The sequence below is a fragment of the Kitasatospora sp. NBC_01246 genome (assembly GCF_036226505.1).
In the GTDB taxonomy this organism is placed as follows: domain Bacteria; phylum Actinomycetota; class Actinomycetes; order Streptomycetales; family Streptomycetaceae; genus Kitasatospora.
Genome location: NZ_CP108484.1, coordinates 8094100 through 8119570, shown reverse-complemented (window position 1 = coordinate 8119570; position 25471 = coordinate 8094100). Strand labels below are relative to the sequence as shown.

General features: G+C 75.0%; 21 protein-coding genes. 16 read left to right on the top strand and 5 right to left on the bottom strand.

Annotation, left to right across the window (positions count from 1 at the left end):
* Window positions 1-32: 32 nt before the first annotated feature.
* The 10 genes from OG618_RS34120 to OG618_RS34075 all read left to right on the top strand — a co-directional run bounded on the left by OG618_RS34120 (window position 33) and on the right by OG618_RS34075 (window position 12637).
* On the top strand, window positions 33-1769 hold the full coding sequence (locus tag OG618_RS34120) for an AMP-binding protein (protein WP_329491496.1): 1737 nt from the start codon (window positions 33-35) through the stop codon (window positions 1767-1769).
* Window positions 1766-2053: an acyl carrier protein gene (locus OG618_RS34115; RefSeq protein ID WP_329491495.1), complete on the top strand. Its 288-nt coding sequence runs from the start codon at window positions 1766-1768 to the stop codon at window positions 2051-2053. Before OG618_RS34120 ends, OG618_RS34115 begins: the two co-directional genes overlap by 4 nt.
* Window positions 2050-3426, top strand: a complete 1377-nt coding sequence (locus OG618_RS34110) for a flavin monoamine oxidase family protein (protein WP_329491494.1) — start codon at window positions 2050-2052, stop codon at window positions 3424-3426. The genes OG618_RS34115 and OG618_RS34110 overlap by 4 nt, the downstream gene beginning before the upstream one ends.
* A 234-nt stretch (window positions 3427-3660) precedes the next feature.
* A complete protein-coding gene (locus OG618_RS34105) occupies window positions 3661-5367 on the top strand; it encodes a class I adenylate-forming enzyme family protein (protein WP_329491493.1) in 1707 nt (568 codons plus the stop codon).
* A gap of 6 nt (window positions 5368-5373) precedes the next feature.
* Window positions 5374-6786, top strand: coding sequence for a KamA family radical SAM protein (locus OG618_RS34100; protein ID WP_329491492.1), 1413 nt, complete (start codon window positions 5374-5376; stop codon window positions 6784-6786).
* Window positions 6783-7832 carry an ATP-grasp domain-containing protein gene (locus tag OG618_RS34095; protein ID WP_329491491.1) on the top strand — a complete coding sequence of 350 codons (1050 nt, stop codon included), beginning with the start codon at window positions 6783-6785 and terminating at the stop codon, window positions 7830-7832. The genes OG618_RS34100 and OG618_RS34095 overlap by 4 nt, the downstream gene beginning before the upstream one ends.
* On the top strand, window positions 7829-9061 hold the full coding sequence (locus tag OG618_RS34090; protein ID WP_329491490.1) for an AMP-binding protein: 1233 nt from the start codon (window positions 7829-7831) through the stop codon (window positions 9059-9061). Before OG618_RS34095 ends, OG618_RS34090 begins: the two co-directional genes overlap by 4 nt.
* 68 nt (window positions 9062-9129) lie before the next feature.
* On the top strand, window positions 9130-10446 hold the full coding sequence (locus OG618_RS34085; protein WP_329491489.1) for an MFS transporter: 1317 nt from the start codon (window positions 9130-9132) through the stop codon (window positions 10444-10446).
* The gene (locus tag OG618_RS34080; RefSeq protein WP_329491488.1) at window positions 10443-11315 is read left to right on the top strand and encodes an SDR family NAD(P)-dependent oxidoreductase; all 873 of its coding nucleotides are present in this window, start codon (window positions 10443-10445) and stop codon (window positions 11313-11315) included. Before OG618_RS34085 ends, OG618_RS34080 begins: the two co-directional genes overlap by 4 nt.
* 56 nt (window positions 11316-11371) lie before the next feature.
* Window positions 11372-12637 carry a phenylacetate--CoA ligase family protein gene (locus OG618_RS34075; RefSeq protein ID WP_329491487.1) on the top strand — a complete coding sequence of 422 codons (1266 nt, stop codon included), beginning with the start codon at window positions 11372-11374 and terminating at the stop codon, window positions 12635-12637.
* Between the two features lie 78 nt (window positions 12638-12715).
* Here OG618_RS34075 and paaI read toward each other — a convergent pair whose 3' ends face one another.
* The gene (gene paaI, locus OG618_RS34070; protein WP_329491486.1) at window positions 12716-13153 is read right to left on the bottom strand and encodes a hydroxyphenylacetyl-CoA thioesterase PaaI; all 438 of its coding nucleotides are present in this window, start codon (window positions 13151-13153) and stop codon (window positions 12716-12718) included.
* A 256-nt stretch (window positions 13154-13409) separates the two neighbouring features.
* On the opposite strand from paaI, the gene OG618_RS34065 reads away from it, so the two are divergent.
* Window positions 13410-13784: a DoxX family protein gene (locus OG618_RS34065; RefSeq protein WP_329491485.1), complete on the top strand. Its 375-nt coding sequence runs from the start codon at window positions 13410-13412 to the stop codon at window positions 13782-13784.
* 194 nt (window positions 13785-13978) lie between these two features.
* The gene (locus tag OG618_RS34060; RefSeq protein ID WP_329491484.1) at window positions 13979-14416 is read left to right on the top strand and encodes an SH3 domain-containing protein; all 438 of its coding nucleotides are present in this window, start codon (window positions 13979-13981) and stop codon (window positions 14414-14416) included.
* A gap of 78 nt (window positions 14417-14494) precedes the next feature.
* Here OG618_RS34060 and OG618_RS34055 read toward each other — a convergent pair whose 3' ends face one another.
* The gene (locus tag OG618_RS34055; protein ID WP_329491483.1) at window positions 14495-15091 is read right to left on the bottom strand and encodes a hypothetical protein; all 597 of its coding nucleotides are present in this window, start codon (window positions 15089-15091) and stop codon (window positions 14495-14497) included.
* A 753-nt stretch (window positions 15092-15844) separates the two neighbouring features.
* On the opposite strand from OG618_RS34055, the gene OG618_RS34050 reads away from it, so the two are divergent.
* The 3 genes from OG618_RS34050 (at window position 15845) to OG618_RS34040 (ending at window position 18718) form a co-directional block, all read left to right on the top strand.
* Window positions 15845-16576 carry a DUF4232 domain-containing protein gene (locus tag OG618_RS34050; RefSeq protein ID WP_329491482.1) on the top strand — a complete coding sequence of 244 codons (732 nt, stop codon included), beginning with the start codon at window positions 15845-15847 and terminating at the stop codon, window positions 16574-16576.
* Between the two features lie 129 nt (window positions 16577-16705).
* The gene (locus OG618_RS34045; RefSeq protein ID WP_329491481.1) at window positions 16706-17665 is read left to right on the top strand and encodes an MBL fold metallo-hydrolase; all 960 of its coding nucleotides are present in this window, start codon (window positions 16706-16708) and stop codon (window positions 17663-17665) included.
* Between the two features lie 123 nt (window positions 17666-17788).
* The gene (locus tag OG618_RS34040; RefSeq protein ID WP_329491480.1) at window positions 17789-18718 is read left to right on the top strand and encodes a SecDF P1 head subdomain-containing protein; all 930 of its coding nucleotides are present in this window, start codon (window positions 17789-17791) and stop codon (window positions 18716-18718) included.
* A gap of 164 nt (window positions 18719-18882) precedes the next feature.
* Here OG618_RS34040 and OG618_RS34035 read toward each other — a convergent pair whose 3' ends face one another.
* Window positions 18883-20247 carry an FAD-dependent oxidoreductase gene (locus tag OG618_RS34035; RefSeq protein ID WP_329491479.1) on the bottom strand — a complete coding sequence of 455 codons (1365 nt, stop codon included), beginning with the start codon at window positions 20245-20247 and terminating at the stop codon, window positions 18883-18885.
* 698 nt (window positions 20248-20945) lie between these two features.
* Between OG618_RS34035 and OG618_RS34030 the strand changes: the two genes are divergently transcribed.
* Window positions 20946-23315, top strand: coding sequence for a HelD family protein (locus OG618_RS34030; RefSeq protein WP_329491478.1), 2370 nt, complete (start codon window positions 20946-20948; stop codon window positions 23313-23315).
* Between the two features lie 63 nt (window positions 23316-23378).
* On the opposite strand, the gene OG618_RS34025 is transcribed toward OG618_RS34030, so the two are convergent.
* Window positions 23379-24362 (bottom strand): aldo/keto reductase, encoded by a 984-nt coding sequence (locus OG618_RS34025; RefSeq protein ID WP_329491477.1) that lies wholly within the window; start codon window positions 24360-24362, stop codon window positions 23379-23381.
* Between the two features lie 124 nt (window positions 24363-24486).
* Window positions 24487-25422 carry an NADP-dependent oxidoreductase gene (locus tag OG618_RS34020; protein WP_329492382.1) on the bottom strand — a complete coding sequence of 312 codons (936 nt, stop codon included), beginning with the start codon at window positions 25420-25422 and terminating at the stop codon, window positions 24487-24489.
* Between the last annotated feature and the right edge of the window lie 49 nt (window positions 25423-25471).

Here is a 25471-nt window from a genome sequence, read left to right as displayed (position 1 = left end):
TTCGAAGGTAGAGTCCCGGTCCGCCGAGCGCGATGAGCGCTTGCGGGCAATTCTTTGGGGCGGGCATGTCACATGACAACAGCACCACTGGAGTTCCTTCCGACTTACTTGACGCGTTCACGGAAACCGTTGGCCGCTTTCCGGAGCGCCCGGCGATTGTCCGGCACGGCCGGGCCATCGGTTACGCCCGTCTGCACGCGGCGGTGAGCGACCTGGCCAGGCGCCTCGGGCCCGACCCGGGGGTGGTCGCCGTGCAGGCGCACCACATTCCGGAAACGGTTGTCGGGCTGCTCGGCATCCTCGCCGCGGGTGGGGTCTACTGCCCCACCGATCCGGCATTCCCGGCCCACCGGTCGCAGACGATGCTCTCGGCGGTCGGCTGTCGCACAATGGTCGCGGCCGATCCCGGATCGGCACACCGACTCGGCCTCGATTGGATCGCCCCGGCCCCCCTGCCGGAATTCTCCGCAAACCCGGGGAGAACGGCCCGGGCGGGCGTTCCGAATTCGCCCGGCACCGCGCCGGACGCCGTTCCCGGCACCGCACCGGACACCCTTCGCCCGCCTCCGGCGGAGCCGGGCCGGAGCGCGGACGCCGGCCGGAACGCGGACACCGGCCACAGCGACGCCCGCGACGGCGCCGGGAGCCGGAGCGGGACCACCGGCGGGGAACCGGCCTACCTCCTCTTCACCTCCGGCTCCACCGGACAGCCGAAACCCGTCCTCACCCCCCGCCGGGCCCTCGCCGCCGTGGTGCCCTCACTGCGCGAGCTCTTCGGCCTCACCCCCGACGACCGCGTGCTGCAGTTCGCCTCCCTCAACTGGGACACCTGCTTCGAGGAGATCCTGCCGACGCTCACCGCGGGCGCCACCCTGGTGTTCGACGACGAGGCGCACCGCGGGTCCTTCCCGCGGTTCCTGCGGATGGTCGAGCGCGAGCGGATCACCGTCCTCGACCTGCCGACCGCCTTCTGGCACGAGCTGGTGCTCCACCTGGCCCAGGAGGGCGCACCCCTGCCCGGCTGCGTACGGGTGCTGGTGATCGGGGGCGAGCCGGCGAGCCCCGCCCGGCTGGCCGACTGGACCGCGCTGGACACCGGGCGGATCCGCCTGGTCAACACCTACGGCTGCACCGAGACGACGCTGATCACCCACGCCGTCGACCTGCACGGCCCGCAGGCGCCCCCGAGCGGCTGGGACTGGCCCGGCGGCGCCCGGGCGCCGATCGGCCGCCCGCTCCGCCATGTCGTTCAACTGATCAGCGAACAGGGCGAGTTGCTGATCGGGGGGCCGTCCGTGGCGTTGGGCTACCACGGCCTGCCCGAGGCCACCGGCGCCAGGTTCACCGTCGTCGACGGCGTCCGCTGCTTCCGCACCGGCGATCTCGTGAGCGGGTCCCCGGACGGCCTCCTCACCCACCGCGGCCGGCTGGACGGCGAGGTCAAGGTCCGGGGCATCCGGGTGGACCCGGCGGAGGTGGAGGCGCACATCGCGGGCCACCCCGGGGTGCACGCGGTGGCGGTGGCCGCGGCGACGCTCGCCGGCCGGTCCGCCCTGGTCGCCTATGTGGTGGCGCGGGCGGACGCGACGGGAGGAACGCTGCACGCCGACGTCCTGGCGTACCTGCGCGCGGAGGTCCCCGGCCATCTCGTGCCCAGCCGGATCACCGTGGTGCCCGAACTGGTGCGCACCACGAGCGGAAAGGTCGACCGGGCCGGCTCGCACCGGCGGTACGCGGCCCCCGAACAGGTCAAAGGAGACCTTCGATGAACGTTGACACCACCCTCTCCACCGCCGTCCACGGCATACCGGCAGCCGCCGCGGAGCGTTCCGCCGCCGGGGTCGACGGCCTGGTGGCCCTCTTCCGCCGGGTGCTGGAGACACCCGAGGTCGCGGCCGACTCCGACTTCTTCCAGCTCGGCGGCGACTCGCTGATCGCCACCCGGGTGCTCAGCGCGATCGCCCGCGACCACGGCGTGGAGCTGTCCTTCGACGACTTCCTGCTCGCGCCGACGCCCCGGGCGCTCGCCGAGAAGATCGCGGCCGGCAGATGACCGACCCCGACGACGCCGCGGCGGCACCCACACCTCGGGAGCCCGGCCGGGTCAGGACCGCCGTCGTGGTCGGCGCCGGGCTCGCCGGCCTCACCGCCGCCACCGGGCTGGCGGCCCGGGGCATCGACGTCACCGTGCTGGAGGCCCGCACCCGGGTCGGCGGGCGCACCCGCGGCCTGCCGGTCGCGCCCGGCTGCCAGGTCGACGCCGGAGCCGCCTACCTGGGCGAGCGGCACACCGAACTCCTCGCCCTGGTCAAGGAACTGGGCCTGGACACCACGCCGACCACGATGCGGGGCGCCAGCCGGTTCGTCCTCGGCCCCGAGGGCACCACCCGGGACGGCCGGTTCCCGCCGCTCAACGCCGTGGCACTCGGCGAGCTCTTCGACCTGCTGGACGAACTCACCGCGGCCGTCCGCCCCGACGCGCCGTGGCTCACTCCGGACGCCGAGCGGCTGGACACCCTCACCGCCGCCGAATGGGCCGACCGGCGGCTGACCCACCCGGACGCCCGGCTCTTCTTCCCGCTGTTCCTCGGCGAGATGATGGCCGCCGACCCGGCCGACGTCTCCGTGCTGCACATGGCGTTCTACCTCCGCTCGGGCGGTGGCGTCCGCTACCTCAACGCCTTCGAGGGCGGCGCCCAGCAGGACCGGATCACCGGCGGCGCCCACCAGGTGTGCGAGCGGCTGGCCGGCCGGCTGGGCAGCCGGGTCCGGCTCGGCGAGGCCGTCCGCGCGGTCCACCAGGACGACGCCGGGGTCACCGTCCACGCGACGGCCGGCGCCCACCGGGCGGATGTCGCGGTGCTGGCGCTGCCGCCGCTGCTCGCCGACGCCGTCGAGCACCGGCCGGCGCCGGCGGTGCCCCGGGCGGGCGACCGGACGGCGCGGGGCTGCGCCGTGAAGGCGACCCTGGTCTACCCCGCGCCGCTCTGGCGCGCGCACGGCCTCTCCGGCTGGTCGGTCAACGCCGAGGGCCCGCTGCTGTCGACGGTGGACGACTCACCGGCCGACGGCGGGGTCGGCGTCCTGACCGGCTTCGTCACCGGGGCCGAGGCCCGGCGGTTCGGCGCGCTGAGCCCGCGGCGACAGCGCGCGGCCGTGGTGGAGCAGGCCGCCCGGATCTTCCCGATGCTCCCGCCGCCGACCGGCCTGCACATCACCGACTGGGTCGACGAGCCGTACAGCCAGGGCTGCTACGCGGCGCTGCGGGGGCCCGGCGACTGGCTCCGGTACGGGCCGACGCTGACCGCACCGCACGGGCGGGTGCACTGGGCCGGCACCGAGACCAGCACCGAGTACTTCGGGCTGATGGAGGGCGCCGTCCGCTCCGGCCACCGGGTCGTCGCCGAGATCCTCGCCCGGGACTGACCCCGGCACCCAGCCGGGTGCCCAGCCCGGCACCCACCGCGGCCCCGCCCCGGCCGGGCCGTTCACGAAGGCGCACCGGCAGCCGTCCCCGCCCCGGGGCACCGCCACCCGGCGCCCCGTCGTACCCGCACGCCCGCACCAACCGGTCCACGCCGCAGCGCGGGCCGGCCCCCCACCGTCGCCCGGCCCGGTTCCACAAGGACCCCGCCGGGCCACTCCCCCCAGGAGACCGCCATGAGCGACCGGAGTCCCCTCGCGCCCCTCGCCGCCCGGGAACGGCTGATGACCGAACCCGCCCTCGGCGCGGGCAACTTCCTGGACCACGCCCTCGCGGTCAACCCGAACCGCGCGGTCCCGTTCGCCTACAGCCACCACACCGACCACCGCGGCGCGGTCGTCCTGCGCGGCCACAGCCTGCTCGACCTCGCCGCCCTGCGCGACTGCTACGCCAGCTGGTACTGGGCCAACGGCGTGCGCCCCGGCGAGCCGGTCGGCATCGTCGTCGGCGAGGGCCTGGAACCACTGCTGCACTTCCTCGCGCTGACCGCCCTCGGCGCCGTCCCCGCGCTGGTCAACGACGCCATGCGGCACGACGTCATGGTCCGCTACCTCGACCACGTGGGCGTGGTCGGCATCGTGGCGGACGATCCCACCCGCCTCGCCTCGGCCTACCGCGAGGCCCCGAGCCGCCGCCCCCGGTTCATCGTGCCGGCCGCCGAGATCCGGGCCTTCGACGCCGGCGCGGCCCGGCTCCCCGAGGTCTACCCGTACCGGCACGCCGACGCCGACGTGGTCGCCCTGATCCACTCCTCGGGCACCACCGGCACGCCGAAGTCCACGATGCTGGCACACCGTCAGTTCTGGGACGGCAAGCAGCCGCGGATGGTGCGCTTCCCCGCGGAGCCGTACGACCGGCTGATGTCGATGATGCCGCACACCCACGCGGGCGGCCTCAGCTACTTCCTCACCGCCACCCTGCTCGGTCTGCCGACCGTGGTGATGTCCGACTGGCGGCGGGCGGTCGTGGAGCCGGTGATGGAGGCCTTCCGGCCCACCATGGTCGCCTCCTTCCCGCGCACCTTCGTCGAGCTGGCCACCGGCGAACCGCCCACCAGGGGCGCGGCCGAGGTGCACTCCTGGTTCAACACCGGGGACAGCGCGCACTACGGGCACATCCGGCGGCTGGTGCGGCTCGGGCGGCGGCCGGCCGGGCTGATCCGGCCGTGGCTGCTGCCCCGGCAGCGGGCCGAACAACCCGACCTGCCCGGTTCGCAGTTCATCGACGGCCTGGGCTCGTCCGAGATGGGCATGGCGCTGTTCGGCCAGGTGACCACACCGGAGAGCGCCCGCGACGACCGCTGCGTCGGCAAGCCGCTGGAGGTCGTCCAGCGGGCCTCGATCCTCAGCGAGGACGGCGAGGAACTCCCGGACGGCACGGTCGGGTTGCTCGGTGTCGTCTCCCCCTCGCGGACCCCGGGGTACTGGAACGACCCCCGGCTCACCGCGAGCTTCGAGCTGGCCGGCCACTGGCTCACCGGCGACGTGGCGCGCCGCGACGCCGAGGGCAACTTCTACCACCTCGACCGGACGGTGGACGTCATCGACACCGCGGCCGGCCCGGTCTACAGCCTGCCGATCGAGGAGGTGCTGCTGGCCGACTGCGGCGAGCTCGTCCAGGACTGCTCGGTGATCGGCGTGCCCGGGGCGCCGGGCGAGGGGCAACGGCCGCTCGGCGTCGTCCGGTTGCAGACCGAGGCCGCAGCGGCGACCGCCGAGGAGGTCCAGGAGGCCGCCAACAAGGCGCTCGCCGGCGCCGGACTGGCCACGCTCGCCGCGGTGAGCATCGCCCGGACACCGGAGGACTTCCCGCTCGGGCCGACCGGCAAGGTGCTCAAGCGCGAACTGCGGACCCGCTTCGCCACCCGCTTCACCGGCCAGTAGCGCCCGATGGACCGCCAACCCACCCGGCAGCCCTACCAGTACGTCCGGACCGCGCTGGCCGAGCCGGACTGGCGCCGGCTGCCGGGCTGGCGCCACGTCACCGCGGCGCAGTGGCGGGACGCCCAGTGGCAGCGGGCGCACTGCGTGCGCAGCGCCCGGCAGCTGCGGGGCGTCGTCGGAGCGCTGCTCACCGACCGCTTCTACGACGAACTCGCCGCCGACCAGGCCGGGTTCGCCACCATGTCGATGCTGCTGCCGCCGCAGATGCTGAACACCATGGCGCCGCACGCACCGACCGTGCCGCAGGCGTTCACCGAGGCCTTCCTGGCCGATCCGGTCCGCCGCTACATGCTGCCCGTCCGGGCGGACCGCCACCCGCGCTGGCCGAGCCACCCCAAGGCCGAACGCGACTCCCTGCACGAGGCCGAGATGTGGGTGGTGGAGGGGCTCACCCACCGCTACCCCACCAAGGTGCTGGCCGAACTGACCGCCACCTGCCCGCAGTACTGCGGGCACTGCACCCGGATGGACCTGGTCGGCAACTCCACCCCCCAGGTCACCAAGACCAGGCTGGCGCTGCGGCCGGTGGACCGTCAGGAGCAGATCCTCGACCACCTCAAGCGCACCCCGTCGGTGCGCGACGTGGTGGTCTCCGGCGGGGACCTCGCCAACGTGCCCTGGCCGCAGTTGGAGACGTTCCTGCTGCGGCTGCTGGAGCTGGAGTCGGTGCGCGACATCCGGCTGGCCAGCAAGGCGGTGGTCGGCCTGCCGCAGCACTGGCTCCAGCCGCGGATCGTCGAGGGGCTGGGCCGGGTGGCCGCCGTCGCGGCCCGCCGGTCGGTCAGCCTCGCCGTGCACACCCACGCCAACCACGTGCAGTCGGTGACGCCGCTGGTCGCCGAGGCGGCCCGGGCGCTGCTGGACGCGGGCGTGCGGGACGTGCGCAACCAGGGCGTGCTGATGCGCGGGGTCAACGCCACCCCCGAGGACCTGCTGGACCTCTGCTTCGCCCTCCAGGGCGAGGCGAACATCCTCCCCTACTACTTCTACCTCTGCGACATGATCCCGGGCGCCGAGCACTGGCGCACTCCGGTGCACCGGGCCCAGCGGCTCCAGGAGGCGATCATGGGCTACCTGCCCGGCTACGCCACCCCGCGGATCGTCTGCGACGTCCCCCAGCTCGGCAAGCGCTGGGTGCACCAGGCGGTCGCCTACGACCGCGAACGCGGCATCTCCTCCTGGACGAAGGACTACCGCACCGCGCCGGAGGCCCGCGAGAGCACCGACCTCGACGCCGTGCTCGACCGGCGCCACCTGTACTACGACCCGGTGGACACCCTCCCGGAGCCGGGCCGCCGCTGGTGGTCCGAGCAGCCCGGCGCCCCCTCGTCCGCACCCCCTCGGAAGGACACGCCGTGACCCCACCCCCGACCGCGCCCGGCGCCGGGCAGCTGCGCCGGATGTGCTGGATCTTCCCCGACCGGGAGTCGACCAGGATGGCGGCGACCTGGCACCCCTTCTTCTGGGACCTCTACGCGGAGGTCGCCGAGAGCCTGGGGATGAGCTGGACCAGGCACGCCCCCGACGCGGTCACCGTCGACGGCACCGTACGCGGGCGGCCGGTGGTCTACGTGGACGACGAGGCGGTCTCACCACAGGACACCCTCTTCGTCACCGCCCTCTACTCGCTGCCGTACCAGTCGATGGACGTCTTCAACCAGTACGCGCTCTACGCCGTGCTCGAACAGGCCGGGTTCTACCTGCCGTTCCCCCCGCTGATGTCGCTCATCGGCAACGACAAGCTGGCCACCCTGCTGCACCTCGCCGATTCCCCCGTCCCCCCGGTCCCGACCGTGCGGATCGGCACCGGCCGCGACATCGCCAAGCACCAGTACGAGGTGGCGCTGGGCGGTATGACCTACCCGGCCATCGTGAAGCCGGCCGGCTGGTGCGGTGGTGGCGGGATCAACCTGGCCCGCAGCGCCGAGGACCTCCGGGGCCTGGCCAGCCTGGCGCAGGGCGGGGACACCACGCTCGTGGTCCAGCCCTACCTCGGCGACGGGACGGTCGACTACCGGGTGTACGTGGTCGACGGCGAGCCGTACGCCGTGATGAAGCGGATCCCGGAGCCGGGCTCGCCGGTGGCCAACGCCAGCCGGGGCGGCGCCATGGAGTTCCCGCCCGTCCCGGCCGAACTCGCCGCAGCCACCGCCTACTTCGCCGAGCGGCTGCCGATGCCGTTCTTCTGCGTCGACTTCCTCTTCGACGGGGAACGGTACTGGTTCTCCGAGCTCGAACCGGACGGGGTGATCGCCCCGGACCTGGACGACCCGCAGCGCACCCTGCAACGGGACATCACCCGCGCCCGGTTCACCGCCTACCGGAACGCCCACGCCGCCTGGCTGTCCCGCCGCGGCGGCGAACCGGCCACGCCCACCTCGGAAACGGAGACCCGGACGCGATGAGCGAGCTGTTCTCACTCCCCCCGGACGCGGCCGAGCCGCGGCTGCACGTCGCCCGGCGCACCCTCGAACGTCTGTGCGGTGTACCGGAGTTGACGCAACGCTACGCGGACTGCGCGGCCCCGCGCACGCTCGACGGGCTCGCCGCGCTGCCGCCGCTGGACAAGGACGGCCTGAACGCCGCCCTCGCGCACCTCGAACCCCGGGCCGCCCCGGGCGCCGGGGCGACCTGGCTCTTCCAGAGCGGCGGCAGCACCGGAGCGCCCAAGGTCGGCCACGCCCCCACCGGCTTCTACATGGCCGGGGTGCACGCGCGGTGGCGGCCGCTGGAGCGCGACGACGTCTTCGTCAACGCCTGGGGCGCCGGCCGGATGTGGGGCGCGCACTTCCTCGCCGCCGCGCTGGCCGACCTCGCCGGGTGCCGGATCCTCGCGGTGGGCTCGGTCGCCACCGACGAGTACGCCGACTGGCTGCGGTTCTTCGCGACCGCCCGGGTCACCGCGATCGGCGGGACACCCAGCGTGCTCCGGCTCTGGTTCGCCCGCGCGCGGGACGCCGGGCTGGAGTTGCCGGCGCTGCGCAAGGTGCTCTGGCTCGGCGAGGCGTGGCAGCCGCAGCTGGAGGCGGACCTGGCCGCGGTCGCCCCGCGGGCGCGCCGGTGGGGCATGTTCGGCAGTACGGAGACCTGGGTGGTCGGGACCAACACCCCGGACTGTCCGGCCGACACCTTCCACCCGCTGCCCGAGCAGCTGGTGCACGTCGGCGCGGCGGAGCTGCTGGACTTCACCACGCTCGACCCGACGGTGCTCAACCCGGTGCTGCGCTACCGCACCGGCGACGCGGGGACGCTGCTGGCCTGTCCGTGCGGCCGGCCGGGCTCCGCGATGCGGGTCCTGGGCCGCCGGGACAGCGTGGTGCAGGTCCGCGGGCTGGGACTGCACGTGGACGAGGTCATCGCACGGGCGGAGCGGGAGCCGGGGGTGTCCCGGGCCCAGGTGGTGATCACCGAGGAGCACGGCCGGGCCGCCACGGTCGAGCTGCTGCTGCTCGCCGGCCCGGGCGGACCGCCCGACACCGAGCGGCTGCGCAGGGCCGTGCTGTCCGCGACCTTCACGCTCAGCACCGCCTTCCAGCACGATCCGGAGTCCTTCCGGGTGCGCCGGGTGGACGAGCTGGTCAGCAACGGCCGGACGGGCAAGACGGCCGGCCTCGTCGTCCGGGAGGGCTCGTGAAGCCGCGGAAGCCCGTGAAGCCGGAAGGGCTCGTGAAACCGGGAGGGTCCGTGAAGCCGGAAGGGCCCGTGAAGCGGCGCAGGCCCGTCTCGCTCGGGCGCGGGTTCAACCTGTTCTGGGCCGGCCAGACGGTCAGCACGGTCGGCGACCGGGTCACCGTGTTCGTCGTCCCGACCCTGATGATCTTCGTGCTGCACGCGAGCGCCCTCCAGGTCGGCGTCGTGGCGATGGCCCAGTACCTGGGCATCCCGCTGCTCGGCCCGGTCGCCGGCGTGCTGGTCGACCGCTGGGACAAACGCCGGACGATGCTGGTCTGCGACCTCGTCCGACTGGTCGCCGTCGCGGCCGTCCCGCTGGCGTACTGGCTGGACGCGCTCTCCACACCACTGCTGGTGGGCTGCGTGGCGGTGATCAGCGGCGCGACGATCTTCTTCAACGTCGGCTACCTCGTCGCCGTCCCCGCCGTCGCGCCGAAGGACCAACTCGTCCGCGCCTACTCCAGGCTGGAGGGCAGCGGCTCGGTGTCGGAGGTGGCCGGGCCCTCGATCGCGGCCGGCCTCTACAGCGCGCTGGGCGTCGCCGCCCTGCTCGTCGATGCGGCCAGCTACCTGGTCTCCGCCGCCTGCTTCCGCCGGATGCCGGCCTGGGGCGAACGGACGGTCGCCACCGGCTCCGTGCGGGAACGGCTGACGGCGGGCTTCCGGCTCAACCGGGCCGACCCGGTGCTGCGCCGGGTGGTGGCGGCCGCGGTGACCCTCAACTGCGGCGGGCCGATCTTCGTCACGGTGCTGCCCGTGCTCGCCTACCGGGGCCTCGACGTCTCGGTCGGCGTCTTCGGCGCGGCCATGTCGGTCGCCGCGGTGGGCGCGCTGGCCGGCGCGGTGGTCGCCCCGAGGATCAGTGAACGCCTCGGCCTGGGGCGCACGCTGGCCTGGTCGCTGCTGCTGCACTGCCTGGTCGGCCTCGGGGTGCTCGCCGCGCCCGCGCTGCCGGCCGGACCGGTGATCGCCGTGACGATGGGCTGCTACGGCTTCTTCATGTCCTGCATCAACGTCTGCAGCGCCCCCACCCGGCAGTCCCGGATGTCGGCGCGGCACCAGGGGGTGATGCACGCCGCCTTCCGGACCGTCACCTGGGGGGTGATCCCGCTCGCCGCCCTGGCCGGCGGGCTGGCCGTCTCGCTGCTGACCGGTCCGCTGGGGATCCTGGACGCGGCCCGGACGGTGATGGCCGGCGGCACCCTGCTGGCGGCGCTCTCCTTCCTGCCGGCACTCGGCATCCAGCCGCTGCTCGACGCGACCGAGCGGGAAGGGGCGCAGGAGCCGCCCGCCGACGCCGGACCGGCCACCGCCACCCCGCCCGCCCCGGCGGAGCAGACCTCATGACGCCGGACCGGGGTGTCCTGCTGGTCACCGGGGCATCCTCGGGCATCGGGCTGGCCACCGCCGTCACCGCGGCCGGGGCCGGATTCCGCACGGTCGCGACCGTACGCGAGCCCGGCCGGGCCGACGCCCTGCGCACGGCCGCCGACCGCGCCGGCGTCGCGGTGGACGTCCGCCGCCTCGACGTGACCGACGCCGACTCCGTGACCACCTGCCTCGACGAGGTGCGGGGGGCGTACGGCCGGCTGGACGCGGTGGTCAACAACGCCGGTGTCTCCAACTCCGATCCCACCCTGGAGATGTCGACCACTGCCGCGCTGCGGGCCAACCTGGAGGTGAACTTCTTCGGCGTCGTCGCGGTCAGCCGGGCCGCGATGCCGCTGCTGCGGGCCGCCCGCGGACGCCTGGTCACGATCGGCAGCGTGCACGGCGTCGTCGGCCAGCCGTTCAACGAGGCCTACTGCGCGGCGAAGTTCGCCGTCGAGGGGTTCATGGAGAGCCTGGCCCCGGTCGCCGCGGCGCACGGTGTGCGGGTGTCGGTGGTCGTACCGGGCTTCGTCCCGGACACCGCGTTCGGCGTGTTCCCGGACATCGACCGCTCGACCCTGCTGGCCGCCTCCGGCCCGTACGCGGGCACCTTCGCCGACTACCTCGACCGGCTCGGCGCCCAGGGCTGGGACGCCGCCGGCCAGCCCGCCCGGGAGGTGGCCGAGGTGGTCGTCCGGACCCTGCTCGCCGAGCGTCCGGCCTTCCGCGTCCCCACCAACGCGTGGTCCGCCGCCCACCTGGACCACAAGCTCGCCGACCGGGACGGCTCGACCGTGCAGCGCCTCGCCCACAGCTGGATCGGGCACCCGCACCTCCCGGCCTGATACCAAATTGACGGCCCATCAGCACATTTCCGGCCCACCGATCGACAGGAGGAGCAGTGCCCGCGAAACCGCTTCAGGAGCTGGTCGACTTCGCCCGCGGCCACTCGCCGTTCTACGCGGAGGCGTACCGCGACGTCCCCCGGATGATCTCGCACCTCACCGAACTTCCCCTCATCGACCAGACCGCGTTCTGGGCCGCCAACACCTGGCCGGACAACCGGCTGCTGACCGGCCCGCTCACCGACGCCGGCGTCTACAAGACCGGGGGCACCACCGGCGTCCCGAAGTTCTCCCCCTGGTCGCGCACCGAGCACGCCGACTCCGTCACCGCCTTCGGCGCGGGCATGGTCCGGGCCGGTCTGAAACCCGGCCACCGGGTGGCCAACCTCTTCTGCGCGGGCGAACTCTACGGCGGCTTCCTCTACATCGAGAACGCGCTGCACCACGCGCCGGTGGAGAACGTCCGCCTGCCGGTCGGCTGCGCCGCGCCGGACGACTACGTGGTCGACCTGATCACCGGCTTCGGCGTGCACGTCCTCGCGGGCGAGCCGATGAAGCTCAGCGCGGTGGCCGAGTGCCTGGTCCGGCGCGGGCGCAGCGCCGACTCCGTGGAACTGCTGCTCTTCGGCGGCGACCTGCTCTTCGCCGACCTGCGGCCGATCCTGTCCCAGGCCTTCCCGAAGGCGGCCGTCTCCTCGGTCGGCTACGCCTCGAACGACGCCGGCCTGGTCGGCGCGCCGGTGCCGGGCGACGACGTCCGCGTCCACGAGGCCTTCCCGGACCGCACGGTGGTGGAGCTGGTCGACGAGGTGACCGGCGAGCCGGTCACGGCCGCGGGCGTGCCCGGCCGGGTCGTGGTCACCAATCTGTTCCGCACCCTGATGCCGATCCTCCGGTACCCGACCGGGGACCGCGCCGAGTGGGTCGACCCGGAGCGCGGGACGTTCCGGCTGGTCGGCCGGTCCAACGAGGGCGCCCGGGTGGGCACGGTGGCCCTGCCGACCGAGGAGATCCGCGCGGTGCTGCTCGCCGCCGACCCCGACCGGGTCATCTCGGGCCTGCAGCTGGTGCAGCGCCGCTGGGACGGCCGGGACGGCCTCGTGCTGCGCCTCGGGTACACCGGGCCGCCGCCGGCGGCGCCGGGCGGGCTCGGCGAACGGCTGGTCGCGGCCGTGTACGCGGCCGTGCCGCTCTACCCGGCCGAGGTGGCGTCCGGCGCGATCCACCACCTCGCCGTCGAGTGGGTGCCCCGCGCCGAGCTGGCGACCAACCCCCGGACGGGCAAGCTCCGTCAGGTGGTGGACGAGCGGCCCCGGGACTGAGCAGCACGGGCGGCCGCGGGACTGAGCGCCGCGGGCGGGGCCGCCGGTCTGTCGCTGGTGGGCCGCCGGACGGGCCGGTCAGCCCGCCGGCGGCCGGCCGGCGATGACGACGCTCTGCCCGCGGAACTCCGCGACGACCTTGCCCGTCGCCTGCCGGACGGTCACGTCGTAGATCCCCTGCCGCCCGGCGCGGGCCCGCTCCACCGCCTCCGCGACCAGTTCGTCGCCGGCCTCGGCCGGGGCCAGGAAGGTCACCTGCGCGGCCTGGGCCACGGTCACCGGGCCGTGGCTGTTGCACGCGTAGGAGAACGCCGCGTCGGCGAACAGGAACAGGAAGCCGCCGTGCGCCGTCCCGTGGCCGTTCACCATGTCCGGGCCGACCCGCATGCGCATCAGCGCCCGTCCGGCGGACACCTCGTCGAGGACGATGCCCAGCGCGTGGCAGGCCCGGTCCCGGGCGTACAGCGCGTCGATCGCCGACTCCCCGGCCGGGGCCGCTCCGGTGTCCGCGTCCACGACGTCCCGCCTTCCCCGAGGGCCCGGCAGGTGGCCGAACCAGCACCGCCCGTCATCCTGCGCTCCGGATTACACCGAGCCACGGCACCGCCTGTCAATGACCCTCCTCCCGGACGGCGCGTGGCACACCGGCGGTCCCGGGGACGCCTTCCCGCCCGGACGACGGGACGCTACTGTTCGGTAACCATGGCCGGGCGCGGCCCCCGGCACGCCCCGCCGACCGCGTCCGGGGCACCACATCGTCCGAGGAGTGACCGTGAAGCGATCGAGACTCTCCACCCGGCTCCTGAGCGGTCTGCTGCTCGGCGCCGGGGTGCTGCACTTCGCCGCGCCCCGCCCGTTCGAGGCGACCGTGCCCGAGCGGCTCCCGGGCAGCCGGCGGGGCTGGACGTACGCGAGCGGCGTCGCCGAACTCGCCATCGGCGCGGCGGTCGCCGTACCGCGCACCCGGCGGGTCGGCGCCCTGGCCGCGGCGGGCCTCTTCGCCGCCGTGTTCCCGGCCAACGTGAAGATGGCCTACGACTGGCGGCACCGGCCGGCCCCGCTGCCGGCCCTCGCCGTGGCCCGGCTGCCGCTCCAGGTGCCGCTGATCCTGTGGGCCCTGCGGGTCGGCCGGCGACCGCGGGGCTGACCGGCCCCCGGCACCCCGGCCCACCAGGCCTGCTGCGCGCCCCCGGACCCCCGCCGGGCCGGGACACCGGACGCCACCCGATCGACCGAGTCGGCAGCCGCCGTCCGGGTGGCGCGCGGCGGAAACGGTCCGCACACGCATCGCCCGCTCGTTCTGCCGTACATGCCCACACAGACCGATCCACCGAGGTCCCGGTGCGCCTGATCGGACGGACCGCTTCGGCGGTCCTGTCCCTGACGATCCTGGTCCTCCCGGCGGTGGCCGCCGGCGGCGACCGGCCGGCCGACCCGGACCCCGTGCCCCGGCCGCCCGAGAACGGCCGCACCGGCTGGGAGGTCGCGGCGGGCGCCGCCAACGTCCGCCGCGACCACTCGGTCAACGACACGGTGCTCGGCCTGACGCACTGCGGCGACCGGGTCGAGGTCCTGGACACCTGGACCTCCCCGCTCGGCACCCGCTGGGGCCAGGTCGCGGTCACCCGCACCGGGGTCACCGGCTGGGTGCTCTGGTCCCTGCTCACCCGCCACGAGCCGGCCGCCGCACCCGTCGCGGACTGCCCGCCCCGGGAGTGCCGGCGCGCCGCTCCCCCGTGCGCCGGCGGGTCGACCGAGATCGGGCCGGCCCCCCGCTGATTCCGCCGATCCCCCCGGGCCGACCCGGTCGGCTCAGAGCTCGTCGGCCCAGAGCGCGTCGGCCCAGAGCGCGTCGGCTCAGAGCTCGTCGGCCATCGAGGCACCCCCGAAGAGGGCGAGCCCGGCCATCACGACCAGCAGGACGACGGCCACCGTGCGGTCCGCCGGATCGGGGCGCGGGCCGAGGCGGGGGTCGACGGCGCCTCGCGGGTCCACGGTCACCTGGAGCCGGTCACCGAGCGCGACGCGCCTGCCCCCGGTCCCGATGCCGGTGACCTCGGTCCCGTCGGCCAGCCGCACGTCGGCCCCGGTCACGGACGGCCCCTGACCGGCCATCGGGTCCGAGCCGGCGACCGTCCGGACCACTTCGGCCTCGGAGGTGACCCCCCGGTCGTGCAGCAGCTGCTGCTCCTGCATGCCGAACCCGCAGACGAGGAGGCCGATCCAGGAGGCCAGCAGGCCGAACAGGGCGGCCGCCGTCCGCTCCGCGTTCCCCGTGGCCAACCGGACCACGGCGGCCACGCAGCCCAGCACGACCGCCGCGAAGCAGCCCGCGGCCACCAGCGCCGGGCCGTGGTCCCGCAGTTCGAGGATCCCCCAGGCGCTCAGCACCGCGGGCACCAGCCAGCAGACCCCCGACACCACCACGAACGACGCCCCCGCCGCACCCCGCATGGACTCACCCCCGGACTCCCCTACCCGGCGAGGAGCGCGGCGACGCCCGCCGCGCCGGTGCACCTCGCCGACCGTCCTGGCGGCCTTCCCGGGGCGCAAGGTCGGGGCGTGGAGTGCCTGCCCGACACCACCGACACCGTGCTCGGCACCGACGACGGGACCCTCGGCGGCCACCTCCGCACCCTCCCGCTCCGCACCCCCTGACCGCGACTCCCCACCGCACCCCACGGCCCCACCGGTCGCGGCCGAGCCTCGCCCCTTCGGCCGCGCCCCGCCGGGCCGGTCAGCGGCGGCCGAACAGCTTGCCCAGCCAACCTCCGGCGGCCCGGCCGCCGTCCTTCCCGCATGCGCAGCGGTCGGCCCGGGGTACCCCGGCCAGCACCTGGTCCACGTGCATGCCGCACCCGGCGTAGCCCGGCTTTCCGCAGGACCGACAGACGACGCGTCGACACATGACGCCCTCCTTCTTCTTCGGGGCGGCCGGACCGGCCGCCCTCCCGAATATACCCGAGGGGGTATTTCTCCCGGCCGGCGCCGATCCTCCCCCCACCCCGCCCGAGCCGCTCCGCCCGACCCGGCCGTTCCGCGCGGCCGTTCCAGGCCGCCGCGTTCGCGCAGGTCAGAGGCCGAAGAACGTTCCAGCGTCCCGAATCAGCGGCAGGCCCTGGCGGCCGGAACGACCCCCAGGCCAAGGTCGAGCCCAGACCCGGCAAACCGGGTTCCGCACCGCACCACAGACACCGGGGGCCTCCCATGCGCACCACTCACCGCCGACGCACCACCGCCCTGGCCGCGACGGGCACCGCCGCGCTCGCCCTCGTCCTCACCGCCTGCGGCGGGAACCCCGCGGACAGCGGGACCGCCTCCGCCGCCGCACCGGCTCCCACGACGGCCGCGCAGTCCACGCCCGCCGCCACCGGGGCCACCACCTCCGCCGGCACCGCGCCGAACACCGCCGCCCCCTCCGGCGCCAAGACCGGCGCCGGCGCCGGTGCCGGGACGAGCACCCCCTCCGCGCGGCCGACCGGTGCCACGCAGGCGCCCGCCGATCCGGCGGCGGCGTCCGCGCCGCTCTGCGCCGTCAAGGATGTCGCCATCAGCGCCGCCCTCCAGGACGGCCCGCCCTACACGCACCTCGTCCTGACCGCGAAGAACACCTCCGGCCACAGCTGCCGACTCAGCGAGTACCCCCGGATCCGGTTCCTGGAGAGCCACCGCGAGAACGTGCCCGCCGTGGCCAAGAGCAGGCCCGCCGCGCCCGTCGTCCTCACCGCCGGCGCCCCGGCCTACGCCCTCGTGAAGCTGTCCGACGGCGGCGTGCACGAGAACAACGAGCCGGTGACCGCCTTCTCCGTCGCCCTCGACGGCGGCAGCGGCCCGGCCACCGTCAAGGCCCCCGGCAACGGCGGCATCGCCGTCGACCCGGCGGCCTGGGCCACCGGCTACTGGACGTACGAGCTGCGCAACGGCGCCGACGATTTCTGACCGGGCCCGCCCGGCTCCCGGGGCCGGGGGCGGCTGCTAGGTTCGCGAGGGCGGCTCCCGGTCGAGCCGACGCCGGACGGGGGCGGGTGACGCACCCGGCCGATGCGAACGACACCGACGGGAGACCGCATGACCTCCGGCCCGCACCCGACCGCCTGCACGGACCCGGCCGGCCCCCCGGCCCCGGTCGGCTCTCCGGCCCCGATCGACTTCTCGGCCCCGATCGACTTCTCAAACGTGGCCGAGCACGCCGCCGGGCGCTCCCTGGACGTGCGCTGGATCCACGGCTCGGAGTCGGCGAAGCACAACACCGACCCGGAGCTCCAGGTCCACCACTACGACGAGCACACCGTGATCCTCCGGCAGAACATGGCCGTGAACTACGAGGCGCCGTTCCTCTTCCTGCTCTTCGGCAGCGAGCGGGCGGTACTGATCGACACCGGCGCCACCGCGTCCCCCGAGCTCTTCCCGCTCCGCCGCGTGGTCGACGAGCTGGTCGCGCGGTGGCTCGCCCGCCACCCCCGCACCGGCTACCGGCTGCTCGTCCTGCACAGTCACGGCCACGGCGACCACGTGGCGGGGGACGCGCAGTTCGCCGACCGGCCCGACACCGTCGTGGTGGACGCGGCCGCCGACACCGTCCGGGCGTTCCTCGGGCTGGGCGACGATCCCGGCCTCCCGGCCCGGCTCGACCTCGGCGGGCGGACGCTGACCTGTCTGACCAGTCCCGGCCACCACGAGGCCGCCATCACCTACTACGACCCGTTCACCGGCTTCCTGCTCACCGGCGACACCGTCTACCCGGGGCGGCTCTACATCGCCGACTGGGACGCCTACGTCGCGACGATCGACCGGCTGATCGCCTTCGCCGCCGACCACCCGGTCAGCCACGTGCTCGGCTGCCACATCGAGATGACCGACCGGCCGGGGGTGGACTACCCGATCCGGTACACCTACCAACCCGACGAGCCCCCGCTGCAGATGACGGTCGCCCAGCTCCACGACATCCGGCGCGCCCTGGATGAGGCGGCCGCCCGCCCCGGCCGGCACGCCTTCGACGACTTCGTGCTCTCCTACCGCACGGGCTGACCGGGGCCGACAGGGGTCCCGGAGGTCCGGCGCGACCGGCGGTCGGGCACGGCGGAGCGGAACGCCCTTTGCCCGCCCGGCCGTTCGCCCCCAGCGCGCCGGCCGTGCTGGCAGACTGACGCCATGGCAACCACCTCCGCGACGGTCCGGCACCGCCCCCGCGCGTTCCTCTCGGCGGCCGCGCTCCTGCTCGCCGGGGCGGCCGTCACCGCGTGCTCCTCCGGCGGCGACTCCCGGCCCGGTCCGCCGCCCGCCCCGTCGACCGCCACACCCACCGGCCGGACCGTCGCCGTCTACACCCCCGACCACCCGTTGGACGAGGGGCAGCTGAAGCAGGCGGCCGAACTGCTGCGCAAGCGCGCCGAGGCGCGCGGCCTGCCGGACGCCCGGGTCGAGCCGGCGGCCGCCGCGCTGCGGCTCTCGGTCGCCGGACAGGTCGCCGGGGACCGCCTCGCGGCGCTCGGCCGCCGGGCCGCGCTGGACTTCCGCCCGGTCCTGGCCGTGGCGGTAGCCGGTACCCCGTCCCCCGGCGCGGCGGAGGTCGCCCCGACCGGCACGGTGCCGCCCGAACTCGCCGCCGGGTTCGCCGCGCTGAGCTGCGGCGCACCGGCCGCCGCCCTCCCCGCCGCCGTCGATCCGGGCTCTCCCGTGGCGATCTGCGGCACCGCCACCAAGGCGGCCCCGGTGGTGATGAAGTACGCGCTGGCCCCGGCCGCCCTCCAGGGCACCGACGTCACGAAGGCCTCGGCAGTGCTCGACAGCCAGACCGTGGGCCGCTGGCAGGTCCAGGTGGACTTCACCCCACAGGGCGGCACCGCCTTCGCCGCCCTCACCGGCAGGATCGCCCCGCAGCCGGAGCCCACCAACCAGATGGCCGTCACGGTGGACGGCACGGTCCTCTCTGCCCCCTACGTCGCCGAGGCGATCACCGGCGGATCGGCCGTGATCAGCGGCACCTTCACCGAGGACGAGGCCAAGGACCTGGCCGCCGCCCTCACCGCCGGCAGCCTGCCCGCCCATTTCACGGCCGCGCTCTCCACCCCGACCGGCTGACCCGGGTGCCGGGTCCCGCCGCCCGGCCCGAAGGCCGACGCTTGCGCGGCGCCGCAGCCGCCCGCGGTCCCGCCGCCGTCGAGTCCAGCGGTCCGGCGGTCCGCCGGGGGCAGGAACGTGCGCCGGGGCCGGCACGCCGAGGCATGCCGGCCCCGGGCGGGGCGTCAGGCGCCGCTGTGGCGGAGCATCTCCTCACGGTCGACGACCTTGACGCGGTCGCGGCCCTCGGCCGCGCCGAGGGCGCGCTCGTGCGCGTCGAGTTCCTTCCAGCCGTCCCAGGTGGTGAAGCGGACGCCCTGGCCGCGCAGGTGGGCCACCACCGCGTCGGGCTCGGGCGCGACGGCGCCGGGGAGGCGACCGGCGGCGTGGTCGGCCAGCAGGCAGGCGACGGTCTCGTTGGCGTCGCCCTTGGTGTGGCCGATCAGACCGACGGGGCCGCGCTTGATCCAGCCGGTCACGTAGGTGGCGGCGAGGTGGGAGCCGTCGGCGGTCAGGACGCGGCCGGCCTCGTTGGGGACGGTGCCGCTGATCGGGTCGAAGGGCACCTTCGGCAGTTCGTCGGAGTAGTAGCCGATGGCGCGGTAGACGGCCTGGACGTCCCAGTCGGTGAACCGGCCGGTGCCCCGGACGTTGCCGGTGCCGTCGAGTTCGGTGCGCTCGGTGCGCAGGCCGCTCACCCGGCCGTCCTCGCCGATCACCTCGACGGGCGACTCGAAGAAGTGCAGGTGGACGCGGTGCGGGCGGTCGCCGACATCGCGGATGGCCCAGTTCTCGATGGTGGAGGCGACCATGTCGGCGTGCTTGCTGGCGCGGCGCTCGGCGATCGAGCCGTCGTCGTACTCGATGTCCTCGGGGTCCACGACGACCTCGATGGTCGGGGAGTGGTCGAGCTCCCGCAGCTCCATGGGGCTGAACTTGGCCTGGGCCGGGCCGCGTCGGCCGAAGACGTGCACCTCCAGCGCCTGGTTGGCCGTCAGGCCGGCGTGGACGTTCGGCGGGATCTCGGTGGAGAGCAGTTCGTCGGCGGTCTTGGCGAGGATGCGGGCCACGTCGAGCGCCACGTTGCCCGCGCCGAGCACGGCGACCTTGCGGGCCTCCAGCGGCCACGTCCGGGGGACGTCGGGGTGCCCGTCGTACCAGGAGACGAAGTCGGCGGCGCCGTAGGAGCCGTCCAGGCCGACACCGGGGATGTCGAGTGCCCGGTCGGCCGTCGCACCGGTGGCGAAGACCGCCGCGTCGTAGAAGCGGTGCAGGTCGTCCAGGGTGAGGTCGTTCGGGTAGTCGACGTTGCCGAACAGGCGTATGCCGGGCTTCTCCAGGACCTGGTGCAGCGCGGTGACGATGCCCTTGATCCGGGGGTGGTCGGGGGCGACGCCGTAGCGGATCAGGCCGAACGGCGCGGGCATCCGCTCGAACAGGTCGATGGAGACACCCGGGGCCTGGGCGGCGTCGGACTTGAGCAGGGCGTCTGCGGCGTAGATGCCGGCGGGGCCGGCTCCGACGATCGCGATGCGGATCGGGCGGGACATGGCGGGCGTTCCTCCGGACGGGCGAGCGGCAGACGGACGTTCGTAGCAAACCTCTGCAGTCTGCACTGCTGTAGGGGGCCCGGAGCTATGACCTCATAGAGCCAACCTATGGGCGGGGCGCGGAGGTCTCTGGTACCGGGCTCCGCCGCACCGGCCGCTGCCCGGGGCCGCCCGCGATGCCCGGCGGCAGGCCGGGGCCACCCACCCGCGCCGCGGAGTGTGAGAGGCTCCGGGGACTCCGGCATGCCCCCGACCGACCCGTCCGAATGGCCGCGGCACCGGCGCGGCGGCAACGGAGGGCACGGCGGGACGCGGGCTCACCGGGCTTCGTACGGGGGTGTCCGACCACTGCGGACGATGAACGGGAAGGAGGTCGACCCACTCCTTTCCACTCCCAACTTATAGCGCACCGGGGGGCTTGCGGCAAGGCCCCCGTCGTACCGCAGAATTGTCCGCCGAGGCCGGGACCTGCGGATATGGAGGCGCAGCGGCCCGGATTCGCGCCCCCGCGGCGCTCGGCGGCGCCGGCTTCCGGGTCCGCCGTTTCCCAAGATCATTATCCTGAGTGTCCCCGTCCCGGGCCGCCGGCCGAGCGCAGGCCCCGGCCCCGGGCCTTCCCGTGTCGCACACGGCGGTCCTCGCACCGCCACCCTCGGTCGCCCGGTCGGTCGAGGACCCCTGAGTCAATGGAGCTGGCCATGGTCCCCACGTCGTCGTCCTCGTCCGAACGTCCCGCCGGTGTCGATGCCGGAGCCGGGACCGGGGCGGGACCGGGCGCCGCCCTGCCCTCCGACGACTGGCGGGCCCGGGAGCTGCGGGCGGAGAACGCCTACGTCGGCCGGCTCTACGACCGGCTGGAGAGCCGGCGCGAACTCGCGACGGCCCGGCTGCGCGCGGTCCACCGCCAGGAGCAGGGCGGCACGCTCCAGTCCCGCCTGGAGCGCGACACCATGGAGCTCCACCACACCCGCCGGCTGGCGGAGCTGTACGCCGCGGAGTACGGGCTCTGCTTCGGCCGGCTCGACACCGCCGACGGCGAGCGGCAGTACATCGGCCGGATCGCCCTCGCGGACGACGACCACGAGCCGCTGCTCACCGACTGGCGGGCGTCGGCCGCGGAGCCGTTCTACCGCGCGACGCCGGCCGCGCCCGGCGGGGTGACGGGGCGACGGCACCTGCGGACCAAGGGGCGGACCGTCGTCGACTTCGACGACGACGCCTTCGCCATGGGTGACCTGGAGAGCCGGGACGGCTCCGGCCTCAGCGGGGAGAGCGCCCTGCTCGCCTCGCTGACCGCGGCCCGGACCGGCCGGATGGGGGACATCGTCTCGACCATCCAGGCCGAGCAGGACCGGGTGATCCGCTCCGAGCTGAGCGGCGTGCTGGTCGTCCAGGGCGGCCCGGGCACCGGCAAGACCGTGGTCGCCCTGCACCGCGCCGCGTACCTCCTCTACACCCACCGCGACCGCCTGGCCAAGCGCGGTGTGCTGGTCATCGGGCCGAACAGGACGTTCCTGCGCTACATCGACCAGGTGCTCCCCGCGCTCGGCGAGAGCGAGGTCGTGCTGAGCAGCATCGGCGCCCTCTACCCGGGCGTGACCGGGACGGACACCGAGACGCCGGAGGCCGCCGCCGTGAAGGGCGACGCCCGGATGGCGCGGGTGCTCGCCACCGCGCTGGAGGGCCTGCGGCAGCTCCCGGAGGAAGAGGAGCCCTGGACCATCACCGTCGGCCGCAGCTCGCCGCACCAGGAGGAGCTCGTGATCGGCCGGGCGCTCTGCGAGCGGGCGCACGCCGCCGCGCACCGGACCGGCGAGCCCCACAACGCGGCCCGGGCCGCCCTGGTGGAGCGGCTCTCCTCCGAGCTGGCCCTGCGGATCGCCAGGGACCGGGGCGGTGAGATGGCGCTGGACGACGTGGTGGACCTCGCCGACGCGCTCGTCGTCGAGCGCGACTTCCAGGCCCTGGCCGAGAAGCTGTGGCCGCTGCTCGGTCCGGAGCAACTGCTCACCGCGCTGTTCGCCTCCCCGCAGCTGCTCGCGGACGCCATGCCGGACTTCTCCGAGGCCGAGCGCGCCGCCCTGCTGCGCGAGCGGCCCGGTCCGGACGAGCTGGCCGCTCCCTGGACCACCGACGACGTGCCGCTGCTCGACGAGGCCGCCGAACTCCTCGGCCCGCTGCCGGGCAGCGCCGTCACCCGCCGGGCCGACGCCGCCGCCGAGGCCGAGCGGCTGGAGTTCGCCAAGGTCGTCCTGGAGGACTTCGGCGCGGGGCTGGCCGAGATCGACGCGGAGCTGCTGACGCGCCAGTACCAGGGCGAGGGCGAGTTCCGGCCGCTCTCCGAGCGCGCGGCCGAGGACCGGACCTGGGGCTTCGGGCACATCATCGTGGACGAGGCGCAGGAGCTCTCCCCGATGGCCTGGCGGCTGCTGACCCGCCGCTGCCCCGGCCGGTCCATGACGATCGTGGGCGACCTGGCCCAGACCGGCGCCCCGGCCGGGCTGAACTCCTGGGGCGAGGCGCTCGACGAGTACACCGCCGGGCGCTGGCGCACGGTGGAACTCACCATCAACTACCGGACCCCGGCCGAGATCATGCGGGTCACCGAGGGCGTCCTGCGGGCGGTCGACCCGGCGCTCACCGCCCCGACCGCGGTGCGCGGGGGCGGGACCGTTCCGTGGAGCCTGCGGATCCCCGAGGAGAACCGGGGCGCGGCCCTGCGCGCCGTCGTCGAGCGGCAGATCGCGGAGCTGGACGGCCGCCGGATGGCGATCCTGCACGCCCCCGGCTTCCCGGTCGAGCTGGTCGACGAGCTGGCCGGGCTGGCCGGTGTGGCGCGTGCCGACGGCCCGGCGTCGCTGGACTCGCCGGTCGTCCTGATGACGGCGGCGCAGTCCAAGGGGCTGGAGTTCGACGCCGTCCTCGTCGTGGAGCCCGACGAGATCCTCGCGGCGCACTCCCGCGGCGGGAACGACCTCTATGTCGCCCTCACCCGCGCGACGAAGAGCCTCGGGGTCGTGCACAGCCGGGAGCTGCCGGCGATGCTGGAGGGCCTGGAGGCCCGCTGAGGCGCGGCTCCCGCGCAGGCGTGTGCCGCCCGGTCGGGTGGCACACGCCTCATCGGCGGGAGGTCACCAGCGCTCGTGGACCTGGGCGCGGATCCGGCGGTCGTAGAGGTCCCGGACGGCGGCGAGGGTCGCCCCGGGCAGCGGCGGGAGGGCGGCCGCGGCGGCGTTCGCCCGGGCCTGCTCGGGGTTGCGCGCACCGGGGATCACCGCCGTGACGCCCGGCTGCTGGATGATCCAGCGCAGTGCGGTCTGCGCCGGGCTCGCCTCCCCGGGCGCGAGTGCGGCGAACTCCGCCGCCGCCTCGACGCCGGTCGTGAAGTCCACGCCGGAGAAGGTCTCTCCCTGGTCGAAGGCCTCGCCGTGCCGGTTGTAGGTGCGGTGGTCGTCCGCGGCGAACGCGGTCCGCGCGGTGTAGCGGCCGGAGAGCAGCCCCGAGGCGAGCGGCACGCGGGCCAGGATGCCCACCCCGGCGGCCGCGGCGGCGGGAAGGACCAGCTCCAGCGGCTTCAGCCGGAAGGCGTTCAGGATGATCTGGACGCTCGCGACACCGGGCCGGGCGATCGCGGTCAGGGCCTGCGCGCAGGTCTCCACGCTGACGCCGTAGGCGGCGATCCGCTCCTCGGCGACCAGGGTGTCCAGGGCGTCGTACACCTCGTCGTCGGAGTAGACCGGCGTCGGCGGGCAGTGCAGCTGCACCAGGTCGAGCCGGTCCACGCCCAGGTTGGAGCGGGAACGGTCGGACCAGGCACGGAAGTTGGCGAGGTTGTAGTGCTCCGGGCGCTGCTCGGCCCGGCGGCCGAACTTGGTGGCGACGAAGACCCCGGCGTCCGGGCGGCCCTTCAGGTAGTGGCCGATCAGCTGCTCGCTGCGGCCGTCGCCGTAGACGTCGGCGGTGTCGAAGAGGGTGACGCCGGCCTCGACGGAGGTGTTCAGGACGTCGAGCGCGTCCTCCTCGCGGACGTCACCCCAGTCCGCGCCGAGCTGCCAGGTACCGAGCCCCACGACGGAGACGGGTCGGCCGGTGCGGCCGAGTACACGCTGTTCCATGGGGCGAGCCTCTCACAGGGGCGCCTCACCGGCGGCGAGGCGGCGCGATGGCCCGGCCCGGCCCGCCCCGACACGTCGGGGCGGGCCGGGCGGCGGTGCGTACGGCCGGCGGTGCGTACGGGCGCTACTCGCCGACGGTCAGCACGACCTTCCCGGTGACCCGGCCGGTGTCACCCAGGTCGTGCCCCTTGGCGGCGTCGGCGAGCGGGAAGACGGCCTCCACGACGGCCCGCAGCTCACCCGCCTCGACCAGCCCGGCGATCGCCCGCATACCGGCCTGGTCGGCCTCGACCAGCAGCGGGACGGCCTCGACGCCCCGGGCCGCGGCCTGCTCGGCGAGGTCGGCGGGCAGCGCTCCGAGCGCGATGCTGATCAGCCGGCCGCCCGGCTTCAGGGTGTCCAGCGAGCGGATCGCGGTGTCGCCGCCGATGGTGTCCAGGACGAGGTCGACCGGGGCGATCCGGGTGAAGTCCTCCGTGCGGTAGTCGATCAGCTCGTCGGCGCCCAGTTCGCGCAGCAGCGCGTGCTTGGGGGCGCTGGCCGTGCCGATCACGTACGCGCCGCGGGTCTTGGCGATCTGCACGGCGAGGTGGCCGACACCGCCCGCCGCCGCGTGGATCAGGACGCGCTCGCCGGGCCGGACGCCCGCCGCGTCGACCAGCACCTGCCAGGCGGTCAGCGCCGCCAGCGGGATCGCGCCCGCCTGGACGTGGTCGACCCCGGCCGGCTTGCGGACCAGCGCGCGGGCCGGGGCCACCGCGTACTCGGCGAACGCGCCGACGCCGTAGGGGTAGGGCAGCATCCCGAAGACCTCGTCGCCGGGGCGGTGGATCGTCACGCCCGGGCCGACCGCCTCGACGACGCCGGAGACGTCCCAGCCGAGGACCAGCGGGAGGCGGTCGAGGAAACCGGGGTTCTGGCGGTGCTTCCAGTCGGTGGGGTTCATGCCCGCGGCCCGGACGCGGACGAGGACCTCCGACGGACCGGGCTCCGGGCGCTCGGTCTCGACCTCGCGCAGGACGTCACTGCCGCCGTAGGTGTACTGGGTGATGGCTTTCATGGTGCTCATGCATCCAGGATGCTCCGGCCCCGACCAGCGCGGATAGCGG

Excerpts from the sequence above, each read along its gene's own strand:
- OG618_RS34120 (WP_329491496.1), top strand. The coding sequence starts at position 33 with ATGAGCGCTTGCGGGCAATTCTTTGGGGCGGGCATGTCACATGACAAC.
- OG618_RS34115 (WP_329491495.1), top strand. The coding sequence starts at position 1,766 with ATGAACGTTGACACCACCCTCTCCACCGCCGTCCACGGCATACCGGCA.
- OG618_RS34110 (WP_329491494.1), top strand. The coding sequence starts at position 2,050 with ATGACCGACCCCGACGACGCCGCGGCGGCACCCACACCTCGGGAGCCC.
- OG618_RS34105 (WP_329491493.1), top strand. The coding sequence starts at position 3,661 with ATGAGCGACCGGAGTCCCCTCGCGCCCCTCGCCGCCCGGGAACGGCTG.
- OG618_RS34100 (WP_329491492.1), top strand. The coding sequence starts at position 5,374 with ATGGACCGCCAACCCACCCGGCAGCCCTACCAGTACGTCCGGACCGCG.
- OG618_RS34090 (WP_329491490.1), top strand. The coding sequence starts at position 7,829 with ATGAGCGAGCTGTTCTCACTCCCCCCGGACGCGGCCGAGCCGCGGCTG.
- OG618_RS34080 (WP_329491488.1), top strand. The coding sequence starts at position 10,443 with ATGACGCCGGACCGGGGTGTCCTGCTGGTCACCGGGGCATCCTCGGGC.
- OG618_RS34055 (WP_329491483.1), bottom strand. The coding sequence starts at position 15,091 with ATGCGGGGTGCGGCGGGGGCGTCGTTCGTGGTGGTGTCGGGGGTCTGC.
- OG618_RS34050 (WP_329491482.1), top strand. The coding sequence starts at position 15,845 with ATGCGCACCACTCACCGCCGACGCACCACCGCCCTGGCCGCGACGGGC.
- OG618_RS34045 (WP_329491481.1), top strand. The coding sequence starts at position 16,706 with ATGACCTCCGGCCCGCACCCGACCGCCTGCACGGACCCGGCCGGCCCC.
- OG618_RS34040 (WP_329491480.1), top strand. The coding sequence starts at position 17,789 with ATGGCAACCACCTCCGCGACGGTCCGGCACCGCCCCCGCGCGTTCCTC.
- OG618_RS34035 (WP_329491479.1), bottom strand. The coding sequence starts at position 20,247 with ATGTCCCGCCCGATCCGCATCGCGATCGTCGGAGCCGGCCCCGCCGGC.
- OG618_RS34030 (WP_329491478.1), top strand. The coding sequence starts at position 20,946 with ATGGTCCCCACGTCGTCGTCCTCGTCCGAACGTCCCGCCGGTGTCGAT.
- OG618_RS34025 (WP_329491477.1), bottom strand. The coding sequence starts at position 24,362 with ATGGAACAGCGTGTACTCGGCCGCACCGGCCGACCCGTCTCCGTCGTG.
- OG618_RS34020 (WP_329492382.1), bottom strand. The coding sequence starts at position 25,422 with ATGAAAGCCATCACCCAGTACACCTACGGCGGCAGTGACGTCCTGCGC.